The sequence below is a fragment of the Bacillus sp. BS1807G30 genome, from assembly GCF_040047675.1.
In the GTDB taxonomy this organism is placed as follows: domain Bacteria; phylum Bacillota; class Bacilli; order Bacillales; family Bacillaceae; genus Bacillus; species Bacillus altitudinis.
Genome location: NZ_CP157353.1, coordinates 198,245 through 209,715, shown reverse-complemented (window position 1 = coordinate 209,715; position 11,471 = coordinate 198,245). Strand labels below are relative to the sequence as shown.

At 40.6% G+C, this 11,471-nt stretch carries 13 protein-coding genes; all 13 read right to left on the bottom strand.

Annotated features, from left to right (window positions below; genetic code table 11):
- Positions 1-116: 116 nt before the first annotated feature.
- The 13 genes from ABG082_RS01170 to ABG082_RS01110 all read right to left on the bottom strand — a co-directional run bounded on the left by ABG082_RS01170 (position 117) and on the right by ABG082_RS01110 (position 11,428).
- The gene (locus ABG082_RS01170) at positions 117-314 is read right to left on the bottom strand and encodes a hypothetical protein (RefSeq protein WP_019744074.1); all 198 of its coding nucleotides are present in this window, start codon (positions 312-314) and stop codon (positions 117-119) included.
- Positions 315-337: 23 nt separating this feature from the next.
- Positions 338-757, bottom strand: a complete 420-nt coding sequence (locus tag ABG082_RS01165) for a TlpA disulfide reductase family protein (RefSeq protein ID WP_024719128.1) — start codon at positions 755-757, stop codon at positions 338-340.
- Complete coding sequence (locus ABG082_RS01160) at positions 757-1,272, bottom strand: HEAT repeat domain-containing protein (protein WP_008343915.1); 516 nt, start codon at positions 1,270-1,272, stop codon at positions 757-759. The genes ABG082_RS01165 and ABG082_RS01160 overlap by 1 nt, the downstream gene beginning before the upstream one ends.
- An 18-nt stretch (positions 1,273-1,290) precedes the next feature.
- Complete coding sequence (gene skfF, locus ABG082_RS01155; protein ID WP_348936438.1) at positions 1,291-2,712, bottom strand: sporulation killing factor system integral membrane protein; 1,422 nt, start codon at positions 2,710-2,712, stop codon at positions 1,291-1,293.
- A complete protein-coding gene (locus ABG082_RS01150; protein ID WP_019744076.1) occupies positions 2,705-3,427 on the bottom strand; it encodes an ABC transporter ATP-binding protein in 723 nt (240 codons plus the stop codon). The genes skfF and ABG082_RS01150 overlap by 8 nt, the downstream gene beginning before the upstream one ends.
- Positions 3,428-3,644: 217 nt before the next feature.
- The gene (locus tag ABG082_RS01145; RefSeq protein WP_348936437.1) at positions 3,645-4,043 is read right to left on the bottom strand and encodes a RidA family protein; all 399 of its coding nucleotides are present in this window, start codon (positions 4,041-4,043) and stop codon (positions 3,645-3,647) included.
- A gap of 126 nt (positions 4,044-4,169) precedes the next feature.
- Positions 4,170-4,682, bottom strand: a complete 513-nt coding sequence (locus ABG082_RS01140) for a PadR family transcriptional regulator (protein ID WP_050826856.1) — start codon at positions 4,680-4,682, stop codon at positions 4,170-4,172.
- Between the two features lie 5 nt (positions 4,683-4,687).
- Positions 4,688-7,153, bottom strand: a complete 2,466-nt coding sequence (locus tag ABG082_RS01135; protein ID WP_348936436.1) for an FtsX-like permease family protein — start codon at positions 7,151-7,153, stop codon at positions 4,688-4,690.
- The gene (locus ABG082_RS01130) at positions 7,122-7,841 is read right to left on the bottom strand and encodes an ABC transporter ATP-binding protein (RefSeq protein WP_348936435.1); all 720 of its coding nucleotides are present in this window, start codon (positions 7,839-7,841) and stop codon (positions 7,122-7,124) included. Before ABG082_RS01130 ends, ABG082_RS01135 begins: the two co-directional genes overlap by 32 nt.
- A 155-nt stretch (positions 7,842-7,996) precedes the next feature.
- Positions 7,997-8,761, bottom strand: a complete 765-nt coding sequence (locus ABG082_RS01125) for an ABC transporter permease subunit (protein ID WP_317328481.1) — start codon at positions 8,759-8,761, stop codon at positions 7,997-7,999.
- Positions 8,758-9,675, bottom strand: a complete 918-nt coding sequence (locus ABG082_RS01120) for an ABC transporter ATP-binding protein (RefSeq protein ID WP_348936434.1) — start codon at positions 9,673-9,675, stop codon at positions 8,758-8,760. Before ABG082_RS01120 ends, ABG082_RS01125 begins: the two co-directional genes overlap by 4 nt.
- A gap of 15 nt (positions 9,676-9,690) precedes the next feature.
- Positions 9,691-9,882 carry a PLD nuclease N-terminal domain-containing protein gene (locus ABG082_RS01115; RefSeq protein ID WP_025206634.1) on the bottom strand — a complete coding sequence of 64 codons (192 nt, stop codon included), beginning with the start codon at positions 9,880-9,882 and terminating at the stop codon, positions 9,691-9,693.
- Between the two features lie 553 nt (positions 9,883-10,435).
- Positions 10,436-11,428: a hypothetical protein gene (locus tag ABG082_RS01110; protein WP_348936433.1), complete on the bottom strand. Its 993-nt coding sequence runs from the start codon at positions 11,426-11,428 to the stop codon at positions 10,436-10,438.
- Positions 11,429-11,471 lie beyond the last annotated feature (43 nt).

Here is an 11,471-nt window from a genome sequence, read left to right as displayed (position 1 = left end):
CATTCCCTTGTTTTTAAACTCAATACAGGAAGTAATAAAAGGTTGGATTCAACATCCAACCTTTTATTACTTACCTTTCATCAACTGTACATTTCTAGATCACCTCGGTAGAAAACTTATGCCTTATGATCTTTTTCTTCTTTAAAAAGCACACGCTTCACATAAAACAAAATCCCCAATCCAAACAAAATCAACGGCAACTCCCAGTCTGCAGAAACCGGCAGCCATGTCAACATCATGAGAATCAGCAAAACAGCTCCCACACCTGCATAAAAGACCACCGTTTTTTTTAATTCTTGGTTTGATTGAAACAAAACGCTCTCCTCCATAACTCTAATTATGATCGTTTTTCTAGTTTTTTTAATATCTTTTCCCAGCCGGTATCTCCCATTTTCCGATCAATTAATTGTCCCTCTTTATCTATGAGGCAAAAACTTGGCAATCCTTGAATTTTATATTTTGTGACAATCTCATAATCTTGATCCAACACAATGGGAGCAATGAGATTCTTTTCCTCCGCATATTTCGAAACAACCTCTATCGATTTTTCTTCTTCCGTATATGGAACATGGACACAGGTTAAATGGATACTCAACTGATCCACAATATGTAGAATGTGGTCGGTTAATTCTTCACAATGCGGACAGTTAACTGACCAAAAATAAAGAAGCTGAGTATGCTCTTCAGGTAAACACCGCTGATGTGAAGAATGAATCCAAGGAAGGTGCTCAGGCCATTTAAGTATTTGCGTTTCCACTACTCATCCCCCTTTTCTTTTAATTGAAAAGCGATGATTTTTCCTAGTGCCTCTTCTGCGGCAAAGGGGGCCACATTTCCTGATGGATTCTCTTGTTCCTGTTTTAGGCACTCGTACATATTTTTTTCAATTTTTGATGGGTCAATCCAAGAGATACACCACGATGCCCAAAAACAAGTAGGACCCTCATAACGCTTTGCCAAAGACAGAAGAAATGGCAAACTAGGCTGACCAATTCTCATGAGTGAGATTGCAGCCGCCATTCTTGTCTCCTCTTCTTCACTTTCTAACAGTTTAGCAAGAGCTTCTGCTGCATCCCCTGCATCTGCTCCAAATTCACCAAGAACCGCTGCTGCAATATTCCGCAAAGAACCCTCTTCTTTTAAGGCTTCAACAAGCACTGGCACTGCCTCTTTTCCTGATTTCCTTAATTCCCCCATGGCTTGAACGATTGTTACTTCATTCGTATTGACTAAACGTTGAACCGATTGGGATAGCTTATCTTCTGGTTTCATGACAATCAACTCCTCTTTTTAATGAGTCCCACGGCATCGATAACACATCACATAACATACACATCCAGCAAATACACATGTCATCGTTGTAAACCAGCCATTAGTGAACAGATGAATCCCAATGATGACTGCAGCACTTATGACAGATCCGATGAGCAATGATCGATAATAGATGCCCAAAGAAAGACTCGCTTCTCGTCTCAAAGGCTGCGTAAAGGCAAAGAGCCGAATGGTCAAAAACCAAATATAAACCCCTACCCCATAAATGGCCCAATACAATACATCATGAATCTCTAACAAGATAAGAGAAACCAAGTAGACACCATACAACCAAAAGGTTTGACACACTTCCAATAGAAGAATTTTTTGGTATAAAGCACCCGGAAAAAGATACAGCATTCCCGTTTGCCCGTGTCTTACAATCCCCGCGTAATATGAACTGAGCAGGACAGATGCACCAATGACCAGAAAGAATAGAGTCAACCAATTTGAAAAATAAGAACTGACGACATAATAAGTACCGATCAACAGCATGGTGGATAACAGGTGGAAGGTAGCATACTTTTTAATCATCAATATTTCTAGCCAAAGGAAAGCCCAGATGCCCGTTAATGATGAAAGCCCCCACCACGTCTTGCTTTTCTTTGGACTTATTGGATTTACATGAACCTGTTTCCCCTCAAATTCCTCCCAAAATGCCGCCTCTTTGACTAACGACTCCATCATCTCTATACGATGACTCGACCTGTACATCATCATGAAAGATAAAATCATCATTCCAAGTAATATCAATACAGAAATGAATGAAAACTCCACTATCATGCGTCCGACTTGATACATAAAAGAAGCAGATATCTCCATCATTGACGACTGTTTCAATATCAATTGATTCATAATAAGCAATGAAAGACAACCAAACATCAGTATAAAACCAATGAAGAGCACTCGCTTATATACTTGAATGGTTCTTGCACAAGATACCGCAATCATCCATGTTTCGATCATACATAACAGCGCTGTTAACAGGAGTGATTTACCAAGTAGAAAAAAGTACTGCTTCGTTAAACAAAGAAGGAGGATATCAGCCATCACAGCAGAAACAATGAGAAGAGCACATCGCCAAAAAATGTGATATACCCATACACTCATCACAACCGTCCATAAGGAAGCACCACTTCCATACAACCACATGATATCGTTCATCTGACTAGGCAATCGATTCGAAAACAAACCAAAGCCAGTATAAAGAACAAATAAAACGACAATGAACCATCCAGCTGTACTCGCATTCCAATCGCCCATACTTGAGACTGCGCTCAGCTGAAAACCAATGGCAGCAATCATAAGCAGCAAGATCAAAAAGGGCATTTTCTTTTCTTGATTTTTACTGATCAAGCGCCTTTGGGATTTCATCCATAAAAGGGAAAGCGTGTTATTCACTAGACCACTCCCCTAGAAGTTGAATGACTTCTGCCCGCCACTTCATTTGTTCTTCCTGCCGCTTAGGAACAGCGATACTTTTCATGATGGCACCGTCTCGAATCAATATCACCCTACTAGCCGTATCAAGAACAAACTCTAGACTATGAGTGGACACAAGAACCGAACCACCTTGAAGACTCTTCTGTATCAGCCAATCTGACAACCATTGTTTCGAAGGGATGTCTAACCCAACAGTCGGCTCATCTAAAATAAAAAGGGAGGCATCTTGCACAATGGCCCCTGCTAAGACGACACGCTGTTTTTGACCTCTTGAAAGCCTTCCGCACAATTCGTTCATCTTCATTTCGATATGTACTTCTTTCAACGCCTCAAATACCTTTTCTTTGATCTGTTTTAAACCTTTATGATAGCCTCTCGCACGAAATTGAACATGTTCAGCAACCGTTAAATCTGGGTACAAATATGGCTGATCTGGAATAAGAGCTACTTGTTTTTGGACATGGGAATGACCAGGAGGAAATCCCTCTATGAGTATTTCCCCTTGATCAGGTTGATAGAGACCTGTTAAACATCGAATGGTTGTCGTCTTCCCCGCACCATTAGGCCCAAGCAGTGCCACAACCTCCCCTGCTTCAATAGAAAATGAAAGGCCCTCTATCCCATCACCATTGCTATATCGTTTGCTTACATTCTGAACCTCCATGAATGGCATCAAATCTCTCCCTTTTATTAGAGTGATGTATGCTGATCTATGGTGTTTTTACGGTGGAATGTAAATGTAATTAGACCCACTTATCATTTACCACAATATTACCATATTGGGTATAAAAGGGTAAGAGAATTATAATCATTTAAAATACTAAAAGATAACAAAACAAAAAAGATTGGGCATCAATCATCCCAACCTTTTATCTATTAAATAAACCAATTCAAACCGAATCCATATCCCGACAAGCCCATGCATCCACCTCAACCTTTAAAGCAGGTGAAGCCAAAGCCACCACATAAATCATCGTCATACAAGGCAGGTGATCCCCTAAAAACTGACCCATGATTTGTTTTCTACTCTCAGCATCAAACTCCCCTACTAAATAGAACACAAGCTTCGTTATATCTTCCACTTTCATATCTGCCGCTTCTACATTGCGTTTTACATTCTCTAACGCTAGCTCGAGCTGTTCCATCGGGCTCGCTGGGATGGTCCCATCGACTTCCATCCCCACTTGCCCTGATAAGGTTAACCACCGCTGTGGCCCTGTTGTCTCTATTTGATGGATGTACGGTGCAACTGGCGCATGAATGGTCTCAGGATTACGTGATGTTTTCATTGATCAAACCCCTTTTCTGAAAATACAATCAATTTCCACCTATCATACCAAACTTTCTTCCCATCCTATCTGCATATGCTCCGAACGAAGCCAAAAAAAAGACCTTTCTTCAAAAGAAAGACCTCTCTAAAATGATGACCCGCTCCGATGTTCAATTTGATGAATCCAATTCAAATCCGCCTCTAAATGAAGCAGCGTACCAGAAATCAATAAGTACCGACTCTCATCACCTTGCACAAGACATTCCGTTTTCAGCTTCGTGAGTTCCATCACATCTTTCATGATGACGGCTTTCTGCTGCTGAAGCATTTCTTTTTCTTGATGAAATCTGATTTTCCGTGCACAGCCCCATTTAAAGTGAAAATCATCCTTTGCAGCATGATATGGAACAGGTGCCAACAGCCATGATTCCAGCTCTTGTGTGCCTTCTTCCGTCACGTCGTACAGCTTTCGATCTTGGTCATCTATTCCCACTGCTGTCACCAATTGATCACGAATTAACCGATCAAGCGTCGTGTAGATTTGACCAGGGTTGATTTTTCCTTTTATTCCGAGCAATGACTCCAGCTCTAGCTTTAATTCATATCCATGATGTTGCTGCTGACAGAGCGATGTTAAAATTCCGTATTTCACTGACATATGATTTAACCTTCTTTGAGAGATGATATCATCTCTATTTTACTCGCTGTCGCACTAGAAATCCACGAAGCCGCTAAACTAAGTGCAATTCCTGCGATCACTGCCAGCAGTAGATGCACAGGCGGCAATTGGAATGAAACAAATCCACCCAGCCAATCAGATTGGCTTGAGACATATAGAAGAATCACACCAAATAAAATGCCGCCAATCACACCTGATAACCCAATGAGCACACCTTCTCCGACGATCATTTTTCTCACCTGCTGCTTTGTCAGCCCAAGCGCCCGCATGGTGCCAATCTCAGATGTACGTTCAAGCGTATTCATCAGCAGAGTATTGGCTGTTCCAATGCTCGCGAGCCCAATAATGAAAATGAGCATCATAGAAATTAACTCGTTCATACCAGTTAAAGCCGATGTCGTTGATTCAATCTCATCCTCTACTGTTTTCACCTTTGAAAGCCGCTGCCCAAAGTCTTCCCATAGCTGATCTCGTAAAGACTCACCGGCACCTTTGTCTTTTAACGTAAGCAGGATATCAAGGGGCTGCGTCCACCCTAAATCCTCTTGTAAAAATGTCTGATCGACAAATGCCACATAACCCGAATGATGAGAAGTCTTGACCACATCAATGACTTGTAACTGCTGCCGGCCAGAAGGTGCATTGAGATACACACTCTCTCCAATACGCCCACCCCATTCATCAAACGCACGCTCTCCTAACACGATAGAAGGCGTTTCTGATAATCGTTGATACAAATCGCCTTTATTGTCACCTTCTATAAAAGAAGGTCCTTTCTCATCCACACCGATGATAGAAAATTGTCTTTTCTCTCCATGGGCCGTTTCCCATGTCAAAGGAGCCGCTTCCATCATCGGTTCCACCCGCTCAACAGACTCATAGGATGACAGCTTTTCTTGATCCGCTTTCGTCCATGGAACTTCAGAAGTAACCCTGAGATCGCCTCCATACGTTTGACGAATCTCTTTTTCGTAGCCGTCTGGAGCCGATTCAATGACCGCACTTAAAAGCAAGATCACAGCAATCCCAACAGCTAGAATCGCCGCCGTATTGGCATTTCGATTCAGTTGCTGCGTGACATGCTGCGAGGATAGATGGCCCGGGTAACCAAAGACAAACTTCAAAAGAGGCGCCAACAACCGGTTCAAAAAGAGCAGAAAAAATGGGAATAACAGAACCATGCTGGCTAAAATGCCAAGATAAGCAGCCGGATGATCCACCCATACAAATGAAAGCAAGCCTATCCCTATCACCGCTCTAATGACCGATTGTTTTTTCGGTGTAGAAGTTTGGGTAGTGGATTTTAAAGTCAGCAGCACAGACGTTTTCCCTGCATGATAGATCGGAAATAACGAAAACAGCACGGGGAACACAATACCAATGATCACTGAAATTACAACAGGCACTTGCCAATCTAACGAATACACCATATCAAAAGCGAACACACCAAGCAGTGTTTGCATGAACACATCTCCAAGCCAAACGCCAATCGGCACCCCAATGGCTGTTCCAATACATGCCAAGATCAAAACCTCAATCAACATCAGCTTAGAAACAGAGCCCTGCGTATAACCAAAGCTCTTCATAATCGCAAATTCTTTTTTTCGTTCCATCACACTCGTATAAATCATATTAAACACGATAAAACCGCTCATAAACATCGACAGCCCTGCGATGAGGTAAAAGAACGTGTACAATCCGCCAATGTCATTACTTTGCCGGTCATCCGCCACCACAGGCTGGACAAAAACATCGGCATCCTTGAACTCTTTCTGTAAAGATTGAAAGAGCTGCTCTCCGCCATCATTCGTCTGAAATCTCATATAAGAAAGCTGATGATCGAGTCCCGTCCATTCTCTCAATAAATCAAGCGGCGCCATCACACGAAAGCTCGATGATTCTGCACTCTTCCAGTCACTCGGACTTGAAAGCAGCTGTGTATATTCCACAATGGCAGATACCTTCGCTTCGCCCAAATCAGAAAAACGAATGGTATCTCCCACTTTTTTATTCAACAGCTTTGCCACAACATCTGGTATGACCAACCCCTGATTATCCAAACGCCCTTCAATCACAGGCAGCTTCAGTAAAGAGCTCGTTTGATCTTGTACTCCGGTAATTCGCACCGCCCGTTGGTTAAGAGAGTGATCACCTTCTACATCAAAAAATGTCTGTTTATCCAGCGCTAATAATGATCCTGTCACATCAGGATGCTTTAAAATGGAGGAGATCTGTTCCTCATCATACGTATGATCATCACTCAACACCCAATAATCTGCATCAGCGACATACATTTGCTCATAGTAATGAAACACATCATTTGTCGTTCGATCGGCAATGAGCATCGACGTGACAAAAGCAATTCCCACCATTATACCTAAGACAGAAATGGCGAACCGCTTTTTATGCTGAATCATGTTACGCCATGAAATTCGCCACATACTGAGCATAATCATCATCCTTTCTAGAGATCACTTGATCAATAACACCGTCTTTAAAAAGGATGATTCGATCCGCAAATCCTGCTGCGAAAATATCATGCGTCACCATGATAATCGTCTGCTTGCTTTCTCGATTGAACTTGCACATTAACGCCAAAATATCCTCCGCTCTATGCCGGTCCAAGTTCCCCGTCGGCTCATCTGCTAACAGCACTGACGGCTGATTGACTAGAGCTCTTGCAATCGCTACACGCTGCTGCTGACCGCCGCTCAGCAAACTAGCCCGTTTCCGCCCAAGTCCATTCAAGCCAACAGCCTCTAACAGCTCTACAACCGTCTGTTGATTCTCCTTTGTTAAACGTCCATCTGCATGCAGCGGAAACGCCACATTCTCTTCGACAGTTAGCGTAGGCAGCAGCTGATAATTTTGAAACACAAACCCAATCTGTTTTCTGCGGAAAATCGTTCTCTCTTTCTCATTCATCTCACTTAACTGATGTTCATTTATCAAAATCTCTCCATCAGTAGGCAGATCAAGCCCGCCTAACAGCTGAAGTAATGTACTTTTTCCAGAACCACTCGGTCCCATCACCGCTACAAACTCCCCTTCTTCTACCGTCAAATCAACGCCCCTCAACACCTCAGTCCGCTCCTGGCCTTGAAAGAATTCCTTCTTCACATTCTTGATCTGAATCATCTACAAACTCCTCCCATCCCTTTACGGAGTAATTATATACTAAGTATATATTATTTCAACATTTAAATCATGATAATATGTATTTATATCTTATTTATTACTTACTAAATACATAAAAAACCCTCTAGATTTTCATATCCAAAGGGTACATCATGCTATAATTCTTGTTTTCTAAAAAGAAACCATCCGATGAGAAAAAAGAAACCAATCAATACCGATACACCTAGAAAGCTTGTAAGTGCCTGATCCGAATAAGTCCCTCTATGAATCATCTCCTCAGCCGCACTTGTGACGCCTTTAGGTGCAAACTTCCCTAATGTATCCTCATAAAACGAAGGAACGGTAAACAGGATGAGGTTGATCAAAAGGGAAACGCCGCCCGCAGTCACTGAGCGCTTAAAGAACGCCGATGCACAAATGGTCGACACCACAATAAGCAGTAGGTTTGGATAATACAAAAGCGTTCCTTTTAACACATTGCCCCAATCTACATGCCCAAATTGAATGTCCACATAATAAACGGAAGCAAGCACCGACACTATCAAACTAAACAAAGTTAAACAGGCATAGGCACATATTTTTGAGGCATAATAACTCATTCGACTGATCGGTTTCACCATAATCATCGCCGTCACCCCAGAGGCACGCTCTCCAGCAATCGTCCCCATCACGATCATAATAAGGATAAACACGCCGAGCGAATCAAATTTACTCAAAGCACTGGCTAAAGCCTCTCCAGCACTAGGCTCTGGTATATAAAATGTAGACCCTTCAGGTAAATTAGCCGAATTCGATAAAAGATCCGGCAGCATTTTGAGCGTAATAGGCTGTGTAATCATTAAAATCGTAAAAATGATCGGCACAAATAAGATTTTATAACTAGTGAATAACTCCCTAAATTCCTTTTTCAACATCATCATGCCGTCACAACCTTCATGAAAATATCTTCAAGCGTCAGCTTAGATAATCGATATTGGATAAGAACACCGCCAGTTTCAGTGATGAGACCCGGCAGCTCCTTCAATGCCGTATGTTGATCTTTGACTCGCACCTGATAAGTGCCTCCTGTCTCCATGCATTCCTCCACCCAATCCCGTTCTTTTAACAAAGCCATTAGTTTCGTATTCTGTTGTTCTAATTGAAATTCAATCATGGGCTGGATATAGTCTTCTTTGATCTGTTTCATCGAAGAGGACATCTCAATTTTGCCGCTGTTGATCATGATAATATGATCAGCCACACGTTCAATGTCATCTAAAATATGGGTCGACATAAAGATCAGCATCTCATGCTTTAGACGCTCAATCAAAGTCAGGACGTCTTTTCTCCCCATGGGATCAAGTGCCGACACAGGCTCATCTAGGATCAGAACCTGTGGGCTATTGATCAGCGCCTGTGCAATAGCAAGCCTCTGCTTCATGCCTCCACTATAGCTGCCAATAACGCGATCCTTCGCCTCATACACACGGCAAAGCTTCAACAGCTCCTCTGTTTTGGAACGAATGATGTTTTTCTCTAAATGAAATAACCCGCCAACCCAATGCATCCACTCCTGCCCCGTCATATCTTGAGAAAATGCAGGATGCTGCGGACAGTACCCAATCACCTGACTGATTTGATCCATGTCCTTTGTGACATCAAAACCTGCCACCTTCACAACGCCAGACGTAGGACGAGCAAGCCCCGTCAAAATTCGGATCGTCGTTGTCTTCCCCGCTCCATTGGCTCCTAAAAAGCCAACACATCCAACCTCCCCAACAGAAAACGAGACATCTTTTAACACTTCATGCCGTCCATACGATTTCGTCAGGCCTTGACACTCCAACATATTCAAGCGAATCCCCCCCTACTAAGATTGTTTACGACCAAAAATGAAATACGCAATAGGACCAGCACTCGCCACAAACACAATCACCAAAGCCCAAACCCACTTCACTTCTCCCCTAATCCTCGATGGATCTCTTTTCAACAAATCAAACAAACCAATCACCATTAAAATCGCTTGCAGAAAAATAAGAGGTAAAATCATCTTCATATCCATCCACGCCACTCCCTTTTCAAACGTCAATTTGTTTTGGTATTACTTCTTTTGACGACATGAAAAGTGAGTTCGTTCAAATGTATTTTATTTTTATTGGTCGAATGGCCTATAAATGTAAAAAGGCCCAGTGCAGGTTATTCACTGGGCTCGCTTGTTTTAGTTCCTTATAATGGATTAAACACATGCTCGTCGATTTACGTCCACTCTTTTAAACAATCAAATACATCGTTTTTTTATTTCTCTGAAACTGGCTTCAAACTTTTGTAGGATAAGGCTTTCAACATCAATCATCTAGTTCATTGCCTAAGTGTATAAGTTGAGTAGTTCTTCCGTTCCTCCATTTCGTTGAATTAAATCCATATAACTAGACTGAACACGACCTTCCCCGCCTCATTAATGTTCATAACATTCTCTTCTAATACAGTATGACCCCTAATGACTACTATTGATTTTTGGCTGAATAAGTGACATTATATTTACAAAACATCTTAATTGTAAAGATCACTAAATTTAAATCGTGCAGTTAACGGAATCTCTTCTAAAAATGATGTCTTTATATAGACAAGTCTTTCAATTTCTTTTTTAAATTGGGGTATATGAATTTTTTTAAATAATTAATATGGTTAAAAACATCTTCATCTAATTCATCTAAATTATTTTGTGTTGATAAAACACTTTCATCATAAAAACACTCTTCAATGAGATATAAATTAATAATAGATTCAAATCTCTCAATATGTTCTAACATCATTTTTTCTGGATAACTATCATTTTTTAAAAATAGATTCATATTTTTCGTAAGCTCTTGTAAAATTACTAACAGTCTCATTCGGTTAGGAATATACCTAGCTTTCGTTAAATCATACTTAGTCCTATTAGCTCCTAGCCCTTGCAAAGATCTTTCATTAATTATAGAAGAGAAAATATATAAACAAAGGTGTTTTATAGTAGGCGCCACTGTATAAAATGATGGCAGATTTAAAAGTCCTTTTACCAAATATTCATTGGTAACAATTCTAAATATATTTTTAGTAGCAAACTCATCGGCCTCCACTTCTAACATTTGATATTCATATGCTGAAATATTAAGATCCTCCAATTTTTTGGATTTTGGATAAATCATCATTAAATCGTTATTATAATTTAAGTTTTTCAAATACAATATATGATTATTCACAATATGCCCAAGCTCATGCAGAAAAATAAAATTTATAGTAATATTAACATATAAATTAGCTAACGATACTGGGAAATCTTTATCGCAAGAAGTATTTTCATCTATAAAACCTGCCATTTTCACTATACTAAGATTTTTGTCATTAAAGGTTCTATGATAAAAATTCCATATTTGATGAAAAACGCCTTCATTAATCTTTATTAAAAACTCACCTTCATGATTCGACCTAAAACCTGCACTCGCATTAAAATTCAAATCCTCCATTACAATAATTTCCAAGTTTTGCATTTTTAGCTCATGTTTCAAAAAGTAATTCCAGTCATTTTTGAACTTATCAATAACTTCTGTTAAATCTGTTAATCGTCTCATTACCTTCCTCCTTTCTCGATTGCCGTCAGAAAATATTTCTGTA

What these genes read in the sequence shown, in the direction of transcription:
- ABG082_RS01160 (WP_008343915.1), bottom strand. Translation starts at nt 1,272, where the DNA reads ATGAAACCAGAAGATAAGCTATCCCAATCGGTTCAACGTTTAGTCAAT.
- ABG082_RS01140 (WP_050826856.1), bottom strand. Translation starts at nt 4,682, where the DNA reads ATGTCAGTGAAATACGGAATTTTAACATCGCTCTGTCAGCAGCAACAT.
- ABG082_RS01110 (WP_348936433.1), bottom strand. Translation starts at nt 11,428, where the DNA reads ATGAGACGATTAACAGATTTAACAGAAGTTATTGATAAGTTCAAAAAT.
- ABG082_RS01145 (WP_348936437.1), bottom strand. Translation starts at nt 4,043, where the DNA reads ATGAAAACATCACGTAATCCTGAGACCATTCATGCGCCAGTTGCACCG.
- ABG082_RS01115 (WP_025206634.1), bottom strand. Translation starts at nt 9,882, where the DNA reads ATGGATATGAAGATGATTTTACCTCTTATTTTTCTGCAAGCGATTTTA.
- ABG082_RS01135 (WP_348936436.1), bottom strand. Translation starts at nt 7,153, where the DNA reads ATGCTCAGTATGTGGCGAATTTCATGGCGTAACATGATTCAGCATAAA.
- ABG082_RS01130 (WP_348936435.1), bottom strand. Translation starts at nt 7,841, where the DNA reads ATGATTCAGATCAAGAATGTGAAGAAGGAATTCTTTCAAGGCCAGGAG.
- ABG082_RS01150 (WP_019744076.1), bottom strand. Translation starts at nt 3,427, where the DNA reads ATGCCATTCATGGAGGTTCAGAATGTAAGCAAACGATATAGCAATGGT.
- ABG082_RS01125 (WP_317328481.1), bottom strand. Translation starts at nt 8,761, where the DNA reads ATGATGATGTTGAAAAAGGAATTTAGGGAGTTATTCACTAGTTATAAA.